19 protein-coding genes are annotated in these 22,750 nt (G+C 58.6%); all 19 read right to left on the bottom strand.

The window, feature by feature from the left end:
* Positions 1-50 precede the first annotated feature (50 nt).
* Positions 51-1,343 (bottom strand): methionine gamma-lyase family protein, encoded by a 1,293-nt coding sequence (locus ACO4XG_RS04385; protein WP_308508300.1) that lies wholly within the window; start codon positions 1,341-1,343, stop codon positions 51-53.
* On the bottom strand, positions 1,340-2,293 hold the full coding sequence (gene miaA, locus ACO4XG_RS04380) for a tRNA (adenosine(37)-N6)-dimethylallyltransferase MiaA (RefSeq protein WP_308508301.1): 954 nt from the start codon (positions 2,291-2,293) through the stop codon (positions 1,340-1,342). Before miaA ends, ACO4XG_RS04385 begins: the two co-directional genes overlap by 4 nt.
* Positions 2,286-4,241: a DNA mismatch repair endonuclease MutL gene (gene mutL / locus ACO4XG_RS04375; RefSeq protein WP_308508302.1), complete on the bottom strand. Its 1,956-nt coding sequence runs from the start codon at positions 4,239-4,241 to the stop codon at positions 2,286-2,288. Before mutL ends, miaA begins: the two co-directional genes overlap by 8 nt.
* Positions 4,238-6,826: a DNA mismatch repair protein MutS gene (mutS, locus tag ACO4XG_RS04370; RefSeq protein WP_308508318.1), complete on the bottom strand. Its 2,589-nt coding sequence runs from the start codon at positions 6,824-6,826 to the stop codon at positions 4,238-4,240. Before mutS ends, mutL begins: the two co-directional genes overlap by 4 nt.
* Before the next feature lie 16 nt (positions 6,827-6,842).
* Complete coding sequence (gene miaB, locus ACO4XG_RS04365) at positions 6,843-8,240, bottom strand: tRNA (N6-isopentenyl adenosine(37)-C2)-methylthiotransferase MiaB (RefSeq protein ID WP_308508303.1); 1,398 nt, start codon at positions 8,238-8,240, stop codon at positions 6,843-6,845.
* A gap of 72 nt (positions 8,241-8,312) precedes the next feature.
* On the bottom strand, positions 8,313-9,917 hold the full coding sequence (locus ACO4XG_RS04360; protein WP_308508304.1) for an NAD(P)/FAD-dependent oxidoreductase: 1,605 nt from the start codon (positions 9,915-9,917) through the stop codon (positions 8,313-8,315).
* Positions 9,917-10,342, bottom strand: coding sequence for a DUF3783 domain-containing protein (locus tag ACO4XG_RS04355; protein ID WP_308508305.1), 426 nt, complete (start codon positions 10,340-10,342; stop codon positions 9,917-9,919). The genes ACO4XG_RS04360 and ACO4XG_RS04355 overlap by 1 nt, the downstream gene beginning before the upstream one ends.
* On the bottom strand, positions 10,339-11,577 hold the full coding sequence (locus tag ACO4XG_RS04350) for a BaiN/RdsA family NAD(P)/FAD-dependent oxidoreductase (protein ID WP_308508306.1): 1,239 nt from the start codon (positions 11,575-11,577) through the stop codon (positions 10,339-10,341). Before ACO4XG_RS04350 ends, ACO4XG_RS04355 begins: the two co-directional genes overlap by 4 nt.
* A 28-nt stretch (positions 11,578-11,605) precedes the next feature.
* Positions 11,606-13,270 (bottom strand): putative polysaccharide biosynthesis protein, encoded by a 1,665-nt coding sequence (locus ACO4XG_RS04345; RefSeq protein ID WP_308508307.1) that lies wholly within the window; start codon positions 13,268-13,270, stop codon positions 11,606-11,608.
* A gap of 8 nt (positions 13,271-13,278) precedes the next feature.
* Positions 13,279-13,767: an rRNA maturation RNase YbeY gene (ybeY, locus tag ACO4XG_RS04340; RefSeq protein ID WP_308508308.1), complete on the bottom strand. Its 489-nt coding sequence runs from the start codon at positions 13,765-13,767 to the stop codon at positions 13,279-13,281.
* A complete protein-coding gene (locus ACO4XG_RS04335) occupies positions 13,764-14,795 on the bottom strand; it encodes a PhoH family protein (protein ID WP_308508309.1) in 1,032 nt (343 codons plus the stop codon). The genes ybeY and ACO4XG_RS04335 overlap by 4 nt, the downstream gene beginning before the upstream one ends.
* Positions 14,796-14,855: 60 nt before the next feature.
* Entirely contained in the window at positions 14,856-15,032 is a 177-nt protein-coding gene (gene rpsU / locus ACO4XG_RS04330) for a 30S ribosomal protein S21 (protein ID WP_005539624.1), read from the bottom strand.
* Between the two features lie 194 nt (positions 15,033-15,226).
* Positions 15,227-16,231 (bottom strand): protein kinase family protein, encoded by a 1,005-nt coding sequence (locus tag ACO4XG_RS04325; protein WP_308508310.1) that lies wholly within the window; start codon positions 16,229-16,231, stop codon positions 15,227-15,229.
* A gap of 132 nt (positions 16,232-16,363) precedes the next feature.
* Positions 16,364-17,452, bottom strand: a complete 1,089-nt coding sequence (locus ACO4XG_RS04320; protein ID WP_308508311.1) for a DUF5305 family protein — start codon at positions 17,450-17,452, stop codon at positions 16,364-16,366.
* Between the two features lie 29 nt (positions 17,453-17,481).
* A complete protein-coding gene (locus ACO4XG_RS04315) occupies positions 17,482-18,675 on the bottom strand; it encodes a signal peptidase I (protein WP_308508312.1) in 1,194 nt (397 codons plus the stop codon).
* A complete protein-coding gene (locus tag ACO4XG_RS04310; RefSeq protein WP_308508313.1) occupies positions 18,672-19,589 on the bottom strand; it encodes a hypothetical protein in 918 nt (305 codons plus the stop codon). Before ACO4XG_RS04310 ends, ACO4XG_RS04315 begins: the two co-directional genes overlap by 4 nt.
* 25 nt (positions 19,590-19,614) lie before the next feature.
* Positions 19,615-20,244, bottom strand: coding sequence for a LuxR C-terminal-related transcriptional regulator (locus ACO4XG_RS04305; protein WP_308508314.1), 630 nt, complete (start codon positions 20,242-20,244; stop codon positions 19,615-19,617).
* A complete protein-coding gene (locus ACO4XG_RS04300) occupies positions 20,225-21,916 on the bottom strand; it encodes a sensor histidine kinase (RefSeq protein ID WP_485129658.1) in 1,692 nt (563 codons plus the stop codon). The genes ACO4XG_RS04305 and ACO4XG_RS04300 overlap by 20 nt, the downstream gene beginning before the upstream one ends.
* A gap of 409 nt (positions 21,917-22,325) precedes the next feature.
* A partial coding sequence (locus tag ACO4XG_RS04295) for an LPXTG cell wall anchor domain-containing protein (protein WP_485129657.1) occupies positions 22,326-22,750 on the bottom strand: 425 nt, incomplete at its 5' end.

Here is a 22,750-nt window from a genome sequence, read left to right as displayed (position 1 = left end):
CCCGAGCTCTCCAGGCACAGCGAGGAAATACAAGTCTATTATAGCACAGTTTATACGAGTCCGGCGTCCGCGAGCTTCTGGAGCGACATCAGGACGCCGATTTTCGCATGCGCATAGGTGAGACCGCCCTGGAAATACGCGGTATACGGCGGACGCATGGGGCCGTCTGCCGAGAGTTCGATCGACGCGCCCGAGACAAAAGTTCCGGCCGCCATAATGACCGGTTCCTCATAGCCAGGCATGTCCCAGGCCTCCGGTTTCACGAAACTGTCGACCGGAGACGCTGCCTGAATGCCGATACAGAAGGCAGAGAGCGCTTCGGGGGACTTTAAGTCGACCGACTGGATGATGTCATGCCGAAGTTCCTCTGCGCGCGGATTGACCGGGAAGCCGAGATTCTGATAAAGCTGCGCCGCAAAAATGGCTCCCTTTTCGGCAGAAGCCGTCACGGTCGGAGCGAGAAAAAGCCCCTGGAAAAACTGTCTGGTGACGCCGAGCGAGGCCCCGAGTTCCTTGCCGAGCCCCGGCGCCGTCAAGCGGTAGGCCGCATTTTCAATCAGCTCCCGCTTGCCTGCGATATAGCCGCCGATCGGCGCGAGACCGCCGCCCGGATTCTTGATGAGGGAGCCCACCAGCAAATCCGCACCGAATTCGCTGGGCTCTCGCCGCTCCACGAACTCGCCGTAGCAGTTGTCGACCATGCAGATCACATCCGGTTTCACCGACTTGACAAAACGGATTAACTCCGCAATCTCCGCGACCGAAAGTGTTTTTCTGGCCGCGTAGCCCTTGGATCGCTGAATCTCGACCAGTCTGGTTTTCTCGTTGATGCTGTCCCGAATCGCATCAAAGTCAAAACTTCCGTCCTCTTTTAAGTCCGCCTGACGATAGCTCACGCCGTACTCTCGGAGACTTCCGCGCTGCGGGCGTATGCCGATGACCTCATCAAGCGTATCGTAGGGCTTACCGACCGGCGAAAGGATTTCATCACCCGGGCGGAGATTGCCGAAGAGTGCGACCGTCAGCGCATGCGTGCCGCTGACAAGCTGCGCTCTGACCAGGGCGTCCTCCGTCCCGAAGACCGAGGCGTAGACCGCCTCAAGCGCATCCCGCCCGATGTCGTTGTAGCCGTAGCCCGTGCTCGGCGAGAGGTGTGCTTCGCCGATGCGGTGCTCGCGGAGTGCGTTCAGCACTTTCATCTGGTTGTATTCCGCAATTGCATCAATTTCCGCAAACCGCGCCTTGCACTGCGCCTCCGCTGCCTCTCCGAGCGCTAACACGCGTTCGGACAGCCCCGCCGCGCGGTACATATCCAGTAAACTCTCGTCCAATCCTGCACTCATCTCGTCTCTTCCCTTCTCTTTTCCACGCGGCGAAGCATCTCCGCTGCGATGGCCTGCTCCGAGGCATAGTCTTCCCGGAGAAACCACTCCGCATCCCGCTCCCTGCGAAACCAGGTGAGCTGACGCTTGGCAAAATGCCTGGTATCCAGCTTGACGCGCTCTTTGCAACGCAAAAGATCCGCTTTGCCGTCCAGATAGTCAAATAACTCATGGTAGCCTATGCCCTGCATCGATGTCGCCGTCCGCGGCACCCCGCGCGCCGCGAGCGAACGCACTTCCTCGACCAGTCCCGCCCGAAACATGGCCTCTACCCGCGCATCGATGCGCCGGTAGAGACTCTGTCTCTCCATATTCAGCACAAAGTAAGAGAGTTCATAGGGGGACTGCCGCTCTCTCGCCTCTGCATTGTGGCGGGAAATCCGCTCGCCGCTGCTGAGGAAATATTCGAGGGCGCGAAGCACTCTCTTCTCATTGTTCGGATGAATTTGCGCCGCGGCGTCCGGATCGACTGCCGAAAGTTCCGCGTAGAGCGACGCAATCCCCTCGCGCGCCCTTCGCTCCGTCAGCGCCGCATGTACGGCCTCATCCCGACTCTCCTCGGAAAAAGGAACCTCATAGAGCACGGTCTGCAGATAAAAGCCGGTGCCGCCGACCAGAATCGGCACCTTGCCGCGCGCCTGTATCTCTTCGATGGCCTGCTTTGCGAGTTTCTGAAAGCGCATTGCGTCGAAATTCTCCTCCGGCTCCAGAATATCGATCAGGTGATGCGGCACGCCCTGCATCTCCGCCGCCGTGATTTTTGCGGTTCCGATGTCCATGTGCCGATACACCTGCATGGAGTCGGCGGAGATAATTTCTCCGTCGAGCGCTTTTGCGAGTGCCAGCGAGAGCGCGGTTTTGCCGACCGCCGTGGGCCCCGTGAGCGCAATCAGCGTCTGTTTTTCACACAATGCGCTTAAACCTCCGTTCCAGCTCTGTCTTCGTGAGTTCTATGATGGTAGGTCTGCCGTGCGGGCAGTTGTAGGGATTCTCGAGCGCAAAGAGCTCGTCGAGTAAGGCCTCCGCCTCCTGCTGCGAGATGTGCTGATTGCCCTTAATCGCCGCCTTGCAGGACATGGACGCGGTCTTTTCGATGATGAGGAGCGGCACATCGTCGGCGCGCTGCCCCGCAAGCAGGCTCGCAAACATCGTTTTCAGGAGCTCTTCTTTTAAGACCGAGGGCAAAATGTCGGGCACGGCGCGGACCGCATAGCTGGAGCCGCCGAAGTGCTCGATCGAAAAGCCTATTTTTTCAAAGCTCTCGTGCTGCTCCGTAAGAAGCGCTGCCTCTTCCGCACTGAGGGTGAGGAGGAGCGGCGGTTCCAGGCGCTGCGCGCTCACAGCCTGCTGCCGGTAGTCCCGCAATAACCTCTCATAGTTCACCTTCTCATGCGCCGCATGCTGGTCTATGAGATACATCGAATTGCCGCGCTCGGCAATCCAGTAAGTATCAAAGACCGCACCGACCAGACGAAGATGCTGCCGCTCCTCGGGGCGAAACAGCGCATACTGTCCGCCGCGCTCCACGGTCTCAAAGGCCGGCTTTTCTTCGGCGACAGCCCGCTCTGTCCCGCCGCCTGTCTCCTGCTCTTTGCGCTCTGCCCGCTCTTCTTCTGCCGCACCCCGCTGCAAGGGCTGCTCTGTCTGTTCCGGCCGATTTGTACTGCGCTCTGTTTCCGCGCTCTGATTCAACTGCCGCTGCCCGTAGGCCGAGAGAAAAGAGGAAAGAGAGAGTTCTTTCTCCGCTTCTTCCTGCTGTCTCTCTGCCTGTAAGCGCTTCGTCTCAAACGGCTCCGGCGGCTTTTCCGCCTTTTTCCGGGATACGTCCGGTACGGTACGCCGCTCTTCCGAGAGCGCGGAGAGGCGAATCAACTCCGCGCGTTGCAGTGCCTCCTCGACTGCGGCCCGGAGAAAGAGATACAGCGCCTGACCGTCCGAGAAGCGCACCTCCCGCTTGGTCGGATGCACATTGACATCGACAACCTCGGGCTTTGTTGTAAGAAACAGGACAGCAAAGGGGAAGTTATGCTGCATCATGCGGTCACCGTAGCCGTCCTCGATGGCCTTCGAGAGCAGCGGGCTCTTGATATAGCGCCCGTTGATGCAGTAGTGTTCGAGCGCGCGACTGCCCCTTGAAATCTCGGGCCTTCCGATAAAGCCGTGCACCGAGAGCCCCTTTTCCTCCCGCTCGACGGGAAGGAGTTTGGTCGCAATCTCTCTCCCGTAAAGCTGGTAAATAATGTCCTTCACTTCCCGGTTGCCGCTCGTGTGGAAACGGCTCTGGCCGTTCGCGAGAAAGCGAATCGAGACCTCCGGGTGTGAAAGCGCAAGCTCCTCGGCGAGCGCCGCGACATGGGCGGTCTCCGTGACCGCTGCCTTTAAGAAGCCGCGACGAACTGGCGTATTGAAAAAGAGATCGCGGGCAATCACCGTCGTCCCGGCCGGTGCGCCGATTTCCTCGAGTGCCGTCTGCTGCCCGCCCTCCGCCGTATAGCGGACACCGGTCAATGCTTCCCGCTGCTTCGTGATGAGCTCGATTCGCGCGACCGCCGCGATGCTTGCGAGCGCCTCGCCGCGAAAGCCGAGACTCTGCACATGGTGAATGTCCTCCGCCGTACGGATTTTGGAAGTCGCATGGCGAAGAAAGGCGGTCGGCACCTCATCGGCCGCAATACCGCTCCCGTTGTCCGTCACCCGTATCATCGCGATGCCGCCGTCGCGAATTTCAATCGTGATGACACTCGCATCGGCATCGATTGCATTTTCCGCAAGCTCTTTCACAATCGAGGCCGGGCGCTCAATAACTTCGCCCGCCGCGATTTTGTTGATGGTTGACTCGTCGAGAAGCTGAATGCTCATAGCGCCTCCTGCAACTGATAGAGAAAATCAATCGCCGCACGCGGCGTGAGTTCCGAGAGATCGGCCTTCTTAAGTCTCTCGAGTATGTCGCGCTCCGCGGGCTGTAAGGGCGCCTCACAGGGCGCAGGTTCAGCCGGAGAAGCTACAGTCTCCTGCCCCCGCGCCGCAAGTTCCTTGGCGCGCGCCGCAATGTCCGCCCCGGAAAGCTCCGCCGCAATCTCCCGCGCTCTCGCTGTCACCGTCTCCGGCACACCCGCGAGCTTTGCGACCTGAATGCCGTAGCTCTGATCCGCACCGCCTTTTACGATTTTCCGGAGAAAGGCAATCGTGTCGCCCTGCTCTTTTACGGCGATGCAGTAGTTGTGAACACCCGGAATGCTCCCCTCGAGCTCGGTCAGCTCGTGGTAGTGGGTCGCAAACAGCGTCTTTGCGCCGGCAAGTCGCCCGGTCGCGAGATATTCGACCACCGCCCAGGCAATCGAGAGTCCGTCGAAGGTCGAAGTGCCGCGGCCGATTTCATCGAGAATAATTAAACTCCGCTTTGTCGCATTGCGGAGAATGTTGGCGACCTCGGTCATCTCCACCATGAAGGTCGACTGCCCGGACGCAAGATCATCCGAGGCGCCGACGCGCGTGAAGATGCGGTCGGAGATACCGATCTCCGCCTCGGTTGCCGGGACAAAGGAACCTGTCTGCGCGAGCAGGGCAATCAGGGCCGTCTGGCGCATATAGGTGGACTTTCCGGCCATATTCGGTCCCGTGATCACGGCAATGCGATTTTCCTCGCTGTCGAGCAAGGTATCGTTTTCGACAAAGCGGCCGCTCTCCATCATGCGCTCCACCACCGGATGCCGCCCGCCCAAGATGCGGAGCGGACCGTCCGCCGTCAGTTTCGGGCGCACATATTGATAGCGCTCCGCGACATCGGCGAGAGAAAGCAGGGCGTCGAGATAGGCAATGATGCCGGCACTCGTCTGAATGCGCGCGACCTCCGCGGAAAGCTTCTGTCTTACCTCCTGGAATAAATCAAACTCGAGCGTCAGGAGCTTCTCCTCTGCGCCGAGTATGCTCTCCTCGAGTTTTCCGAGCTCCTCGGTCGTATAGCGCTCGGCGTTCGCCAGTGTCTGCCGCCGCTGAAAATAGTCCGGCACCTGGGAGAGCGCCGACTTTGTGACCTCGAAATAATAGCCGAAGACCTTGTTGTATTTGATGCGGAGATTCTTAATGCCGGTCTTATTCCGCTCCCGCTCCTCGAGTTCGGCGAGCCACTGCTTGCCCTCGGTGCTCGCGCGGCGGTAGCGGTCCACATCCTCGTGATAGCCGTCTTTGATGATATGCCCTTCGCGGAGTGTGAGCGGCGGATCGTCCGCAATGGCGCGATTAAGGAGCGCAGAGAGATCCCTTAAGTCGTCGAGCGACTGCGAAAAGCTCCGGAGAAGCGGTGCCGAAAAACTCTGTAACAAGTCCTTAATCGGCGGCAGCGCCGCAATGGAACTGCCGAACGCCAGCATATCCCGCGCATTTGCGCTGCCGAGCGTGATGCGCCCCATGAGCCGCTCCATATCGTAAATCGGCGCGAGATACTCTCTCAGCTCCTCGCGGTCAATGTAGCGGGACAGAAATTCCTGAATCGCATCCTGTCTCGCTTCAATTTCCGGTATGCCGAGCAGCGGTTTTTCCAGAAGATTTCTTAAAAAGCGCGCCCCCATCGCCGTCTTCGTGCGGTCCAGCACCCAAAGCAGAGACCCATGCTTATTCTTGTCGCGAAGGGTCTCTGTGAGTTCCAGATTCCGTCTGGAGGCGGCATCGATGAAGAGATAGGCGTTGCCCCGGTAAGCTTTCAGCTCGGTAATCAGTTCGCAGCGGTTTTTCTGCGTGTCGTAGAGATAGCGAAGCGCCGCGCCCGCCGCGAGCGTGCCGAGCGGATAATCGGAGAGACCGAGCGCCTCCGTGGTCGCCGCGCGGAAGTGTTCGGTGAGCAGCGAGACCGCATTGTCCCGGAGAAAGGCGCTGTCCGGCAACTCGCTGACTGCAAGCTCCTCCTCATGCCGGAGGCAGCCATCGAGCGAGAGAGTCTTTCTTTTCAGCAGTTCCGCCGGATGAAACTCCGCCAGAATGTCCCCGAGTTCCTTCCGGCCGTCCGCCTCCGTCACGAAAAAGCTTCCCGTCGAAATGTCCGCAAAGGCAAGGCCGTAGCGGCCGTTTTCCTCCGAAACCGCGGCGAGATAGTTATTCTTCTCCTCCTCGAGAGCGCCTGCCGCCGTCACGGTGCCGGGCGTCACGACGCGAATCACTTCGCGCTTTACAAGACCCTTTGCGAGCTTCGGGTCTTCCATCTGCTCGGCGACCGCGACCTTATAGCCCCGCTTCACCAGGCGGTTGATGTAGGCGTCGGCGGCGTGAAACGGGACGCCGCACATCGGCGCTCTCTCCTCGAGGCCGCACTCTTTTCCTGTCAGCGTGAGTTCGAGCTCCTTTGACGCAAGGCGCGCGTCTTCAAAAAACATCTCGTAGAAATCGCCGAGGCGATAGAACAAAAGGCAGTCCGGATAGGCCTTCTTGGTCTCCAGATAGTGCGTCATCATCGGCGAAAGCGCCACTTTAGTCTCTCCTCTCTCCCATGTAGTAAAAGCCCTTGGACTCCTTAAGCAGAACCGGAACCATCTGCCCGATTAAGCTCTCATCGCCCGGAAAATGGACCATCAGGTTATTTGAGAGCCGCCCGGTCACATAGCCCGCGCGCTGCGGATTCACTTCTTCGACCAGAACCGGTTCCACCTTGCCCTCGTCGCGGTCGGCCGCCTTCGAGGCGAACTGCTGCACCAGCGCAATGAGTCGCTGCATGCGGTCCGCGACAACATCTTCCGGCACCTGATCTTCAAACTCCGCAGCCGGTGTTCCGCTCCGCTTGGAATAGATGAAGGTGAACGCCGCCTGGTACCCCGCGCGGGACACGACTTCGAGCGTATCCTGAAAATCTTCCTCGGTCTCGCCGGGAAAGCCGACAATGATGTCCGTCGTGAGGCCGACTTCCGGTAGTTCCCGGTGAATTTTGTCGACCAGGGCGAGATAAGACTCCTTGGTATACCGGCGATTCATGCGCTGCAAAATCTTGCTGCTGCCCGACTGGAGCGGCAGGTGAATGTGGCGGCAGATTTTCGGATTTCGCTTGATGACCTGAATCAGCTCATCCGACAAATCCTTCGGGTGCGGCGTCATAAAGCGGACGCGCTCCAGGCCCTCGACCGCGCAGACCCGCTCGAGGAGAGAGGCAAAGGTCTCGCCGTTTGAAAGCCCCTTACCGTAGGAATTGACATTCTGGCCGAGCAGCATGATTTCTTTTACGCCGTCCTCGACGAGCGCCTTTACCTCGCGCACAATGTCCTCTGCCTCGCGGGACTGCTCTCTGCCGCGCACATAGGGGACAATGCAGTAGGTGCAGAAGTTATTGCAGCCGTACATGATGTTTACGCCGGACTTAAACCAGATTTTGCGGCGCGCCGGCATGTGATCCCGGAATCCGTTCCGCTCCTCCGCCGTATCAATGACGCGCTGATTTTCGGCCTCGACCGCGTAGAGCAGCTCCGGAAACTTCCAGATGTTATGCGTGCCGAAGACAAGATCCACAAAGCGATATTTCTTCTGAATCCGGAGCACCTCGTCCTTTTCCTGCATCATGCAGCCGCAAATCCCGATCAGCATATCCGGATTCAGTTTTTTGAAATGCTTCACGATACCGAGATGCCCGTAGAGCTTCTCGTTGGCATTTTCCCGCACCGTGCAGGTATTAAAGAGGAGAATGTCGGCGTCTTCGGTCGGAATCTCCTCGCAGCCGATTTCCGCGAGAATGCCGGAGAGCTTCTCCGAGTCGCGCGCATTCATCTGGCACCCCATCGTCGTGATGTGGTAGCGCACGGGACGGCCGAGCCGCTTCTTCTTTTCTTCTATCGTATCCTTTAACTGCGCCACAAAGAGCGACTGCTTTTTGCTTTCCTCCATAGACCTGAGACCTTTCTGCTACATTTGAAACATAATATATTTATGTAAACCATTTTACACAAAGCCAGCACCTTACCACGCCGGACAATACTGCGCGATCACCGCTTCGGCGACTTTGAGCCCGTCCATCGCCGCGCTCGTAATGCCGCCGGCATACCCCGCACCCTCGCCACAGGGATAAAAGCCGCGCACATTCGCCTGAAACGCCGCATCCCGGAAAATCCGAACCGGCGAGGAGGTGCGGCTCTCGACACCGGCAAGTATCACCTCCGGCGCATCAAACCCCTTGATTTGCCGCCCGAAGCGCGTCATTCCCTCGACAAAGGCCGTCTCGAGCGGCGCATCGAGGATGCCGTTTAAGCGCGAAAACCGGTACTGCCCCGCAAAACAGGGCTGAATGCCGCCAAAGCTCTGACTCTCTCTCCCGGAGAGAAAATCGCCGTAGAGCTGCACCGGAATTTTTCCCTGCCCTGCGAGAAACGCGCGTTTTTCCAGTTCTTCCTGGAAGGCAAGACCTGCGAGTGCGCCCGTGCCGTAGCGCCGAAAGTCCTCGGGCGTGACCGAAACGATGATGGCGGCGTTGGCATTCTCCGACCCGCGGTCGGCATAGCTCATGCCGTTTACGACCGTGCCGCCTACTTCGCTCGAGGCATTGACCACAAACCCGCCCGGGCACATGCAAAAGCTGTAGACGCCGCGCCCGACGGAAGTTTTCGCCGCGAGTTTATACGGTGCCGGCGGCAAAAAGTCCGCCTCGCGTTCTCCGTACTGCGAAAGCGAGATATCTCTTTGGCGGTGTTGTACGCGAAAGCCGACCGCAAAAGCCTTGGCTTCCATCGAAAATCCGCGCGACGCGAGCACGCGAAAGGTATCCCGCGCTGAGTGGCCGGTCGCGGCAATCAGCACCTCCGTTTTGAGTTCGTAGCGCGTGCCGTCCGCCCTCTCGACCAGCACCGCCGAGAGCTTGTCCGCTTCGACACAAAAATCCGCGGCGCGCGAAGAAAAGCGGACCTCGCCGCCGAGGCGCAGAATCTCCTCCCGCATCGCTGTCACAATCGAAATCAGGCGGTCGGTGCCGACATGCGGCTTCTGCTCATAGAGAATCGAGCTGTCCGCGCCGAAGCGGCAAAAGAGCTCCAGCACTTTCCGGTTCCGCCCGGCATTGTCCTTGACGAGCGTATTCAATTTTCCGTCGGAAAAGGTGCCGGCCCCGCCCTCGCCGAAGGAGACATTGCAGTCCGGATTTAACGGTTCTCCCGCCCAGAACGCATCGACTGCCGCCTTTCGCGCGGCGGCGGGCAGACCGCGCTCCAGGAGGATGGGCTGATACCCCGCCTCGGCGAGCATGAGTCCCGCAAAGAGGCCGGCCGGTCCCGTGCCGATGATCACAGGGCGCGACATAAGACGGGCCTCGCCCTGCGGCGGCAGCACATAGGGCTGCCGCGTGTCGAGCGTGACATTCGGAAACTTCCGGAAACGCTCCTCTTTCGGGAGGCAAAGCCGCAGCAAATAGACATAAAAAAGCTCCGGCTTTTTCCGCGCATCTATGGAGCGCCGCACAATTTCAATCTCGCCGAGCTCCCGCAAAGAAAGGTGTAAGAGTTTCGCGACCTTTTTCCGGAGCATTTCCTCCGTATGCCGCACGGGGAGCGTCACATTGTTGAGCAGAACGGCCATCAGAGCACTTCCCCCGTCATGGTTTCATGCTCGGCGCGGATTGCGTCGTAGAGTTCGCGGAGCGTCCAGCCCGCATTGGTCTCGGTGAGCGCTGCCTTTAGCGGCAGGCGAAGCTTCTGCTTTCTGGTCTGCGCGAGAAACGCGTCGAGCGTTGCGCCGCTGAATCCGCAAAAGAGCACAAAGGGCTCGGCGTGCGCTCTCGCGCGCACTTCATCCGGGACCGCCTCCGCCGCGCGGTGTGCTTCGGCGCTCTGCGGCTTTCCGCTCACCAGCGCGCCGATTCGCTCATCCAGCGCCTCGCTCCCGACCTCCCGGTATTTAATCTTTAAAAGCGCACAAATGGCACCGATCCCCGGTGCCGCTTTGTCGTCCGGGACATAGCAGAGCAGAGTCCCGCCTTTTTGGTTTGAAAAAATGCGATTCATATCCTTACCTCGTCACTGGCGGCGCTCTGCCCGGCCGAGAGGCCGCTCGCAAAGCACCAATGGAGATTATAGCCGCCGCAGGGGCCGGTCACATTCAGAATTTCGCCCGCCGCATACAGTCCCGGAACGCGCCGGAACGAGAAGCTCTGTCCCGAAAGTTCCGAGAGGGCAATGCCGCCGGCCGAAACCTGGGCTTTCTCAAGCGAACCGAGCCCCTGCACGATAAAACGGGATGCCGTGAGCGCTGCGGAGAGCCGTTTGGCAAGCTCCCGGTCTCTCTGCTTCACCGCCTGCTGCGGCGATAGCGCTGCGCGCCGAAGCAAGGCGCCCCACAAATTTTTCGGCACCAGGCCGTTGCCGACCGCCTCTAAATCGATCGCAAACGGCGCTGAAAGCCGCTTTTCGAAATAGTCCGTGTCCGCTGTCAAATCCGGCAGGAAGTTAATGCAGAGCTCTGTCTTTCGCTTTTTCGCGAGGGCGCGCCCCGCTATCAGAGAGAGCTGAAAGACAGCGATACCCGAAAACCCCTCTTTGGTGAGCTGCAATTCACCGCTCTCCCGCCCCCGCTCGGCGTTGTCGACCAGAAGGGTCAGTTCCGCCGGTACCCGCACGCCCTGGGCCGCGCGGAAAAAGGGGTTTTCGCGCTCGGCAGAGCGAAGCGGGCAGAGGGCCGGTCGCGGCGCTTCGAGTTTCAGCCCGAGTTCTTCGGCATAGCGAAAGCCGCTCCCGTCTGATCCCGTCTTTGCGAGCGCACTGCCGCCGAGCGCCAGAATCACGCGGTCTGCGTACAGAGGCTTTTCTTCCGTCTGAATCCAAAACCCGCCCTTCTTTTCACGCTGTATGCCGAGAACGCGTGTACCTGTCCGTACCGCCACCTTCTCCCGCTCGAGCGCTGCGCGAAGTGCGTTCAGCACAGCCGCCGCCTGCTCGGCGTGCGGATAAATCCAGCCGCCGTGCCGCGCGATGGGCGGGACACCGAGTTCTTCGAGAAAACGGATGACGGTCTTTGGCGGATAACATTTGATTAGCTCCCGCAGAAAGTCGGGACCGTCGGTGTCATAGCGCGCGGCGTCGAGCTCCAGATTCGTGTAATTGCATTTGCCGTTACCGGTCAGCAATAACTTTTTTCCGATGCGCTCGTTTTGCTCGAGCAGCGAAACCTCAGCGCCCGCTCTCGCCGCGGCGAGGGCGGCAGTCATTCCCGCGGGACCGCCGCCGAGTACCAGAACCTTCATGGCGTTCTCCTATCAAATCCTATCAAACTCAGATGAGATGCAGCTTGCGCGCGAGGCGGCAGAGACTCTCGCCCTTCGGAAAGCGCAACAGTTCTTTCTCGCGGATGGCACCTGTCAGCAGCAGCAACGCGCCGTAGACCGCGACCGCGAGAAAAACGGGCACCAGCGTATAGAGCACGACGCGCCCCGTGAAACGCTTTAAGAAAATCTTAGCGCCGGCCGTCACGAGCCCCATCAGCGCCGCACAGAGTGCGGGCAGGAAGAAACTTCTGCGGATTTCCTGCCGGTAGTGAAGGAGCGAGCGGAGGCTCGCCGCATTCAGAATGCACATGCTGAGCGCAAAGACCATGTCCGCGATCACGACGCCGACAATGCCGAGCTCAAAGATGCGAAGCAGCACCTCAAGGGTCAGCACATGAATCCCGAGCGACAAGGCCGCGTGCATAACAGGCACCTGCATGTGATTGGTGCCCTGCAAAATGGCGTTGCTGACCGTCGAGAGCGAATAGAGTACCACGCTCAGGCAACCGAGATGCATGATATACACGGCGAGCTCACTCTTTCCGAAGAGCAGCGGAATCAGCGGGTCTGCCATCACGCCGAGGCCGACCGCCGCCGGAATCGCAACCACCATCGAGAAGCGAATCGCAAGTGTGATGTTCCGCTTGACTTCCTCTCCCTGCCTTGCGCCGACCGCGCGACTTAAAGCCGGAACGAGCGCCGAGCCGAGGGAATTGGCAATCATAATCGGGACATTGAGTAAGAGCTTGTACTTACCGGTGTAGACACCGTACTGCTTGGCAATCTCACCCTGCCGCCCGAGATCGTACATGGCCTGTCCGAAGAGCGCATTGTCAAGGATGCCGCTCACATTGTAAATGGCGGTCGAGAGTATCACCGGAATGACCGTGAGCACGAGAAGGCGCGTAATCTCCTCGTAACTCTCCTCCCGGTGCCGCACATCGAGGCGCGCTCGCCGCGCTCTGTGTCTAGCGCTCAGCAGGAACAGAACAACAAAGAGTAACAGCGCGGAGGCTGCGCCGACACCGGTGCCGATGGTGCCGCCGGTCGCGCCGAACGCGCGCGCCATTGACTCCTCTTTGCCTTTCGCGATTGCCCACTTCATCAAAAAGTAGGCTGCGCCGACACTGACCAGAGCGTTCAAAATCTGCTCGATAATCTGAGAGAGCGCGGTCGGCACCATGGTCGACTGTCCCTGCCAGTAACCGCGGCACACACCGAGATAAGACACAATCCAGACGGTCGGCGCGAGCACGCGGAGCGGGTAGGCCGCCTCCGGAATCCGGAGAAGCGCGCCTGCCAGCCAGTCCGCGCCGAAGAAAATCGCCGCACAGCCTATGCCGCCGACCACCGTCGCATAGAGCAGCGAGGCGCGCAGGATGCGCTCGGCGTTCCGGTAGTTCTTTGCACCGACCCGCGCCGAAATCAGTTTGGAGACCGCGAGCGGCAGGCTGTAGGACGAGAGCAGCAGAATAATCGCATAGATATTAAACGCCGCCGCGTAGTAGCCGTTGCCCTCATCGCCGATGATTCTGGTCAGCGGCATGCGGTACACAAGTCCGATCAGGCTCGAAATCACACCCGATGCCGCGTAGATGGACCCCTGTGCCAGAAATCCGCCGGATTTTTTCGGTTTTCCCGCTGCTACGCTGCCCGTTCTTCTCTCTTCCATACTGTCCCTCAGCGCCGGTAGCCGAGTCCATCGAGAATGTCTCTCTGCCTGGACTCCATGCAAAGGCGCTCCTCTTCCTCCATATGATCGTAACCCATCAGGTGCAACATGCTGTGCGCCAGTAAAAAGGCGAGTTCCCGCGTCTCACTGTGGCCGTACTCCGCCGCCTGCGACTTCACGCGCCCCACATTGATCACGATATCGCCGAGCGGCACTTCGCCGGTGTCCGGATTTTTGTCCTCTTCGCCGATCTCCGGAAACGCGCCGGGCGCTTCGAATTCGAGCATCGGGAACGAGAGTACATCGGTCTCGCGGTCAATGTTCCGAAACTCCCGATTCAAGCTGCGGATGGCCGCATCGTCCACAAAACTGAGCGATACCTCCGCTGCAAACGGGCAGTGCTCGGCCGAAAGGCAAGCGGCAATCACCTTCTCCGCAATCTCTTCGTAGGGAAGATCCAAGGTCTCTTCCGTCTCATAGCAAAGCTCGAGGCTCATCTCTTTTCCCTCCGCGCGCGGACATCCCGCTTTTCTCTCTGATAGGCCGCGCGGCGTTTCTTTTCGGCGCTCTCCTTTTCCTCATACTTCTCATAGGCATCGACAATCTGCTGCACGAGCGGATGCCGCACGACGTCGCGGCTTGTGAGGCGGCAAAAGCCGATTTCCTCGATGTTCGAGAGAACGCGCGACGCCGTATCGAGACCCGAGATGGCATCCGCCGGCAAATCTTTCTGGGTGAGGTCACCCGTGATAATCGCCTTTGAGCCGAAGCCGATGCGGGTCAGAAACATCTTCATCTGTGCGGGCGTCGTGTTTTGCGCTTCATCGAGGATGATGTAGGCGTTATCGAGGGTGCGTCCGCGCATGTAGGCGAGCGGTGCAACCTCGATCAGACCTTTTTCCGCGTTGTGGAGGTAACTCTCGGCACCCATAATCTGGTAGAGCGCATCGTAGAGCGGCCGGAGATAGGGATCAATCTTACTCTGCAGGTCGCCCGGGAGAAAGCCGAGCTTTTCGCCCGCCTCCATCGCGGGGCGCGTCAAAATGATGCGCTCGCAGTCGCCGTCGCGGAACGCGCGGATTGCCATGGCCATGGCGAGATAGGTTTTGCCGGTGCCCGCAGGGCCTATACCGAAGGTAATCATGCGCCGCGCGATACTGTCCACATACGCCTTCTGTCCGAGTGTCTTCGGTTTGACCGGGCGTCCGGAAGCGGTGCGGCATATCATCTCGCGATCAATCTCGAGTATCTTCTCCTCGCCTTCGGCAAAGGACAGGGAGAGTGCATAATTCACTGTCTGCTCCGAGATGGTCTCACCGCGCCGCGCGAGTGCGACCAGGTTCGTAAACACGGAGATGGCTTTCTGAACCTTGCTCTCTTCGCCCATCACCTTGACGCTGCCGTCGCGCTCAATCATCGTGACCTGCAAGGTGCGCTCAATTTTATGGAGGTTCACATCCATGTGCCCGCAGACATTCTTCTCAAGCTCTGCGGGAATATCAATCGTCTGCTCTGTGCTTCCCATCTTCTCTCCCTCATAAGTGCAAGACGCCCGGTCTCGTTGAGACCGGGCGTCAAATATGCATTAGTTGAATTTACGCTTTCTTGCAGCCTCGGACTTCTTCTTGCGTCTGACGCTGGGCTTCTCGTAATGCTCTCTCTTGCGAATTTCCTGCTGAATGCCTGCCTTCGCACAGTTTCTCTTGAAACGTCTCAGTGCGCTGTCCAGACTTTCATTTTCTTTCACAATCACGTTTGACATGAAACGGCCTAACCTCCCTCCCGGTTGTGAAATTGAAATCCTGTTTAGTATAGCACAATTCCGGAAAGCGTCAAGGGGTATTTCAGGCTTCTCGCCTGCCCTCTTCGCCGCCCGCAACAAAGCCCCGGTTTTGCCGGATAAAACCGGAAAAACCGGGGCTTTTATCATCAAGTCAGTCTCAGACCGATCAGGACTTATCTCTTCTCGGACTTATTCTGCTTCACCAGGTAGTTCGGGTTGCCTGCATCCTTGCCGACATTGAACTGATCCCAGAGGAAGTCAATGCTGACTTCGACTGCCTTCTTCTGGCTTGCCTTGTCGTCATTCTTCGCGAGAACCGTCGTGGAACCGGTCGTGTAGACACCCTCAGCATCCGGATCCATTGCGACCGCGAGGAACAGATCCATTCTGTTGTCCGTTGCCGGGCTGCAGAGAATCGTCGCGTTCGTGATGACCTTGCGGATTTCTTCGTCGGAGAGCTTCTTCAGTGCGGACAGTCTGATGAAGTCCACGCCGCCGACCGTGAAGTAGTCGCCCTCGCCTGCGAGCGAGTTTACGAGCTTGAAGACCGGCTTGCCCTCGTCAATCGTCGGATGATACTGCTCGCCGTCCATGTAGAGCGCGATGCCGAGCATATCCGCTGCCTTGCCGCTGTCCTCGAGACCCTTCACATTGAACTTTAGGCTGCTGAGCTTCGTCGCAATGCTGCCGACATTCAGGACATCCGTGCGGAATGCCTGTGCGTAGCCCGGATACATCTGGTTGATCGTGATGTTAATCTGGTGGCTGCCCTTCGTGTTGATTGTGTTGTACGGTCCGACATTCTTTGCGATTGCTTCCGGCTTCTCGAACTCTGCGCTGAACTCAACGCTGTTGTAGCCCTTCTGGTGCTCCTTATATGCGTCAACGCTGTAGTCGCGCGCGATCTTGTTGTAGTCCGAGGTCGCTCTCGTGAAGAAGCTGTCATTGACATAGGCCTTATCGCCGATGCCGTCGACAATGCTCCAGCCGTTCGGCGTCATCTCGTTGCCGTACTGCGCATAGAGGCCGAGGTCTGCAAATGTCATGCCAAAGTCGCCCGTCGTCGCCTTGGTGGTGACATTCAGCGTATCCGTCCAATACGCATAGCCGGTTCCCGCGAGAACCATGGACAATGCAAGGAGACCGCCGATGATCGATTTCTTACCTGCTCTTCTCATACCCACTACCATCCTTTCTTTCCGTTGCCTGTAGCCCTTCCGGCTTCCGATTACAAGCTTAGTTTAGCGGAAAGCGGCTGCCCGGGCATCCGGCGAAGGTTCCGCCTTTCGGGAACTTTGGTGGGGCTTTTTCTACGCCGAAAGTGGTATGGATGCAGCTGTCCGATAGAAGAAACACTGACTTCCGTCCTGTACCGTGAAGAGGCCGTCCGCCGGAAGTCCCGTTTTGTCCGGACAGCACATGACGGGCTGCCGTCTCTCTTCCCCGAGTAAGAGAAGGCTCTCGAGACTTGTCACAGAGACGGCGTCGTCCGGCAGCGGAAGGGCCGCGTCCGTAAAGACCAGACGGCTCCCGTACTTCCGAAGAAGGCGACGCAGGAAGAGTGCCTGTACCTCCTCCGCCGTCGGCTTTCGTGCGATCAAAAAGGCCGTGAGCAGAAGGGCGAGACCGGAGAGCACAAATATCACGCCGACAAGCATACGCAGGAACGGCAGCGCCGCTGTCTTCCGCTCTTTGGTCGTAATACTGCCCTGTTCGGAACCATCCGCGTCCGGATTCAGCTGGTAAAACGTGTTCTTGCGGTCGACCGGCAGCGAGAACGCGAGTGAAAACGGTTGCTCTGCGGTCTTATCCGCGCACTGCAGCGAAAAGGTCCCCGAAAAGACCAGTTTACAGCTCCGCTCAAAGCTGCCGCCGAGTTCTTTTTCGATTTCCGTGAGATTCTCGCTGTAGTCCGCCGGGCGGATCTGCACGGTCTTTTGAAGTTCCGCTACGCCGTTCTCTCCCGCCGGGATTTCCCCCGCTTCGAGCGGGAACTGCCTCGTAAAGATTGTCTTTTTCCCGCCCTCGGTGCTGTAATAGCCGGACAGCTCCACGCCTATCGTATAAGTTCCGCTACTCACCGCGCGCGCATCACCGCTGCCCGCGAGCTTTGCGCTCAGTTGAAACTCGATATAGTCGGTGAGGCTCGCCGGATAGACCTCGCCGTTTTCAAGCCACTCACCCGGATACACCGAATTTTCGAGGAGATGTACCCTCGGTGTTCCGGTCGCGTCGACCGTATAGCTGTAGAGCGTTTTTTCTTCCAGGCTGCTCTGACGCCGCAATGCGCTCACAAAGAGCAGTGCGCCCGCAAGCAAAAGTAACACGCTAAGCAGCGCCGCCGTGCATTTCCGCCGCCCGTCAAATACAGGTCTCTGCCATCCCGCTTTTCTCTCCATGTAGCCCCCCACGATTCCTGCTTCTTGTCTCAAGTTCCTGTCTTTTTCTCCCGCAGTCCTCTCTGAATCTCTTCCGGCACTTCCCGGCTGCTGTTTAAGAGCAGCACCGGTATACCGATCCGCGGCACCACGCGAATCACTCTTCCCGCAATCTGATTCGGCGAGACGGGTGCTGCATCGGCCGAAGCATTGTTGTCGCCCTTGGTGATAAACTGCCGGTTTCCGGCCTCATCTTCCCGGATTTCCTGAATCCGGTGGGTGATGCTGATTTTGTCCCGATGATAGCTGATCACCGTGCCTGCCGAGAGCGCATCCAGCTCTTCCTCCGAGCTTAGCTTTCGCACCAGAATTACATCGCCCGGATGAATGCCGGGCTCCATGCTTCCCGTCAGGATGACGGTCGGATAGACCGGAAACACGCCGATGCAAAACCAGTAGAAGGCGACCGTACACAAAAGTTCCGCATACCAGGCAAACGATACACCCTGCCGCTCCGTTCGCGCGCCGTATTCCTCTCCACGGAACTGTTCCCGCAGATAGAGAAGAAAAAAGATTGGAAAACAAAGGCCAATCGCACTGCTCGCAAGCCAAGGCAAATCCGGTAAAAACGGAAAGACATGCTGAAACACGCCGATTGCACCCGCGTATACCACCGAAGCGCCCATGCCGCCAAAGAGCACGAGACCGGTGCGCACCGCGCTGTCCGCCAGTGTCGGCAGCACGGTACTCGCCACAAAAATAAAGAGGTCCTCCGCACTCCCGAGACGAAGCATCCTTGAAACATTCAGCTCCGTCAGCGCCAAAAAGAGGCTCAGCAGTACCGCTGCCAAAGCGCGGCCGCGGATATGCCGCATACTGAGCCCAAGTCCGTAGCTCCGCACCCACTCCTTTGCGAGGAGCGGCGCAAAGAGCCACAGCATATTCTTACCAATGCCCGGCAGCGAAGTGTCATACGGCGTCGCCGACAGACACTTCAAACAGACCCCTGTCAGAAAGCGGAGTGCCAGAAACACAGCCGCGCCGGACAGCGCATAAAGCCGCATACTCCGCCGCAGCGCGACGCGCCGCTGTACCGAAACCCGCGGTACACTTGCATACAGCACGCCCCCCGACACGCCGTAATACAAGAGACAGACAGCTGCACTGCTCTCCGTCAAGGTTCTGACTGCCGGTATCAGGCTCCCCGCGAGCATTGCGAGGAGCAGCAGAAAGGCGACATTCATGGCGTGCCTTCTGCCGTGTCCTGTGCTTTCCGGGCATTTGCCGCTGTCGCGCGGTCATCGAACAATGCGCCGTCCGGTATCGTCTCGCCTGCCGCATCATACAACACGAGATTCACCGGAACCTGTATGGCTGCCTTGCCCGTGAGTTTCAGCCTGTCCGTCCAGTACGCGTAGGCCGTGAGCGCGCCGAACCCTACTGTATCCCCCGTCTGTCCGCCCTGCGCCTGTTCGAGCAGCAAACCGGTCTCAAACGCATAGGAGACCCAGATGCCGTTCTCCGGAAAATCGCAGTCCGCAAGCGGCAGGGCTGTGAGCTGTTCCTCTGTCACGGCGAGCTGCTCTGGCAGCTCGACCGGCGCAATCTCTTTCGCCGCGCGGAGATACAGGCAGGCATAGAGCGTGCCGTCTATCTCTTCCGCGCTCTGATAGAGTTCCGCCGTCCGCGCCGTCATAAAGCGGGCATCCGGCGTCTCAAACGTGTAAATGCCCTCCGGCAACGCGAGGTAGACAGCCTCCGGTGTCAGCGTGACTTTCTCACCTTCCTTCGTAAAATCCGGCTCCCCGGTCTTAACCTTCACGCCTTTTTCCGCAATCGGGCAGCGGATGCAGAGTTCTTTCTCGCCGTTTAAAAAAGCCTCCGGCACACCTTCCGGAAATGTGAGCGCCGCGCTCTTGCCAACGGCATCTGTCGTTACCTGTACCGGCACTTCCTCTGTCTCTGTCCTGTCCGCCGTGCGAATTTCCGCCGTAACACTTCCGGTCTCCGAAAATGTGCAGTCAAACTCGCCGGTCGAGAGCTTCTCTTCGACCCGCAAATTACCGTTCCAATAGGCATAGCCCGTCCCGACGACCGCAAGACAAAGCGTGAGCACTGCGCCGGGCAGTAATTTTTCCGGTCTTCCCCGTCTTCTCATCTCTCCGGTCCTCCTCTCTGCGCCCTCAGTCCTGCAAGGCGAGCAGGCCGCCACATTTTCCGGCGAAGACCGCCGCCTCGACCCGGCTCTTTAAGTCGAGCTTTCCGAGTATGCTGCTCACATGCTTTTTGACGGTGCCGAGTGTGATGAAGAGCCTCTTCCCGATTTCTGCGTTGGAACAGCCCTGGCTCATGAGGCAGAGCACCTCAATTTCGCGCTCGGTCAGACTCTCGAGCTTTTTCTCCTCTTCGGCCGCCAGATTCAGCTTCTCCATCAGCGCACTCGAGTAGAACTTACTGCCGCGCTGCACGGCGCGGAGGCCGAACATAATCTCTTCAATGAACGCATCTTTCAGGATATAGGCATCCACGCCTATCTCCCGCGCGCGGAAAAAGTCACTCTCCCGGGAGGAAGAGGTGATGCAGATGGTTCTCACCTCGCGGCGGCTCTCCTTGAGCCACTTCAACAAATCAAACCCGCTCTCTTCGCCGAGGCGGAGATCGACAAAGGCGATGCTCACGGCGGATTTGTCCAGACAGGACATTGCCTCATGCACCGTGCCCGCCTCCAGAATCTCCTCCTCCGGATAATACATGTGTATAATTTGCTCCAACCCCTTGCGCGAAACCGGATGGTCATCCACGACCAGATACATATGCTCTCCCCCTCTTTCCCGTGCTCACCGGCAAGGTGAGCCTGATTTCCGTCCCCTCACCCGGCGCGCTCTTTAACGCGAGCATACCGCCGAGCAGTGCCGCAACCTTCTTCATACTCCGGATGCCCTTCCCCCCTGTTCTTGCCGGGCGTCCTTCCCGAAAACCGCTGCCGTTATCCCGGACTGTCAGCACATAGCCGTCATCTTCGGCGTGTACTTCGACCGAAATTTCAGTCGCGCCGCCGTGGCGCGCCGCATTGTTGACCGCCTCGCAGGCCACGCGGTACAGAACCGTCTTCTGGGCTGCCGACAGAGTCTCTGCACCGGCATCTACCTCAATCGGAATTTCGACCTCATATTGCCGTTCTGCCTCCGCCATGTAGCTGTTCAGGCGCCCGGTAAAACTCTGTTCGCCGCTCTCGGCAAAGTGCCGCCCGTAGACCGTCTCCCGCAGTTCCCGCATGGTGAGCGCCGCCGTTGTCTCGAGCGTCAGGATGCGCTCTAAAGCGTCCTGCTTCTTTGCCTCATCGTCTTTCACAAAGAGCTCCAACTCCTTCAGGCCGCAATTTAAGCCGAACAGCTTCTGAATAACCGTGTCATGAATTTCGTCGGCAATCCGATTCTTCTCTTCCGCCGAGATATAGGCCTCCATCTGGCTCTGCATGTCAAGGCCGCGGAAAATGATGCCGCAGAGCCGCACATAGAATTCTCGTTCCCGACGCGTAAGCTCCGCCATAATCGGCCCTTCCGCTTCGAGATCGTTCGGATTTGCGACTTCCATCATCAGAATGCCGCCGCCCCCACCGCTCTCGAGCGGAAACACCTCATAGGTCTGTCCGCTGGCCCTAAGCGTCGTTGGGCAGACCTCCTGCGAGACAGCGCGCGACACGAGCTCTTCCCCCTGCTTTTGGGGCATGCCGCGGATGATGACTTCCTGTATGGTCTGTTCCTCGCTCCAGCGGAGTAGCACGGCGCCGTGCGGTGAGACACTCCCCGCGACCAGCGTTGCGAGCTCGCTGAGTACCCGCTCGGCATCGTTCATCGCCATGAGCGAAAACCCCTCGTACATGTCGGCAACTCGAGCCAGTGCGCGCTCGGTACGCCGGTTTTCCTCGACCAGGCAGAGGTTTAATGCCTTCAGTTCTTCGCGCCGCGCGCGGACCGAATTTTCGGAGCTTCGCAACACATAGAAGGCGCCGAACATGACGAGCACGCCGACCAGAATATTGCTCTCGAGGCGCACCGGATTGCCGTCGCTCTTTCCCGCAAGTGCGCAACCGAAACACCAGAGCACGGCAACGAGGGAAATGCGGCTGCCCAGATTGCCGCTCAGACTGATCAGAATACAGCAAAAACCGTACCAGAGATAGGAGCTCGAGAGCCCGCCGCTCATATAAATAAAGATACCGTAGGCCCCGAGCTCAATCCCCAGAATCGCGCCGATTGCGCGGCGGCTGCGCTCTTCTTTTAAGGTCTCCGCCCGTAGATAGAGGGTATTTCCCAGTAGACAGGACACCAACATGCCGATGACGATACCCCAAGCAGACGGGTTTAGAATGCCGCGCGTCTGCATACCGCGGAGATAAACCGCCGTTGAAAGTAAGAGTGAGGCCAGTCGAAGGCGTATGCAGAGCTCCAGATATTCATCCTTTTTTTCTGTCATATCCCCCATACAAGTCCCTCGGTTTCTCCTCGGCTTCCATTTTGTCGATTTTCTTAAGTTTGGTTTTTCGCCGCGTTTTGCATTTATGTATACAAATAAGAGACAAAAATGCTTTCTTTCGGCAAGACATTCCGTTTACTCTATTTTCCTCAGTATATCGTAAATCTTAAATTATTACAAATAAATGAAGGTTGTCTCGCGTATCTTACTGTACACTATTACATTGTTATGTCGTTTTATTCAGGGAAATACAGGCGTTTCCCACAAATTTACATCTTTGGAACCATTTATCCGGTGTACAAAAGCAGGGGCTAACACCCTGCCTTGCGCACGCAAAAAGGCGCTGTGCTTTCGCACAGCGCCTTTCTTCTTGCCTGTTTTTTCCTGCAAGTGCCGGTTCTTTTAGCTCTTCGGCTCTTTACCGCTCTTCTTTCTTCTTCGCGAGTGCGAAGCCTGCGAGCAGCATGCCGAGCGCAAGGCCTGCGTAGTTCAGCGCGAGCGGCGCCTCACCTGTCTTCGGGAGACGGCGCTTTCTGCCCTGCAGCGCGGTGCCCTGCGCTACGGTCGGCTTCTTACCGCCGTTCTTTTCCGCGAGCTTCCCGTCGCCCTGCCGGTCCGCATTCTTCTGCGGAGTCGGCTCAGTCGTGGCAGGCTTGTTGTCGACTGTCGGCTCGGACGGCTTTGCGTTGTTCTTCGGAAGCGGCGCGACATTGTTCGGGCTGATGGTCGCGCGGTGTCCGCCGTTTCTGGTTCCGCCGCCGCCACTGCCACCGGCACCGCCGCCTCCGCCGCCGCCGCCGACGTTATCGGTATCCTGATCTTTCTGGTAGACCGCAACGAGGG

It is taken from the genome of Stomatobaculum sp. (assembly GCF_057248925.1).
The sequence above is the reverse complement of the archived record's forward strand: the minus strand, read 5'-3'. Positions and strand labels throughout refer to the sequence as shown.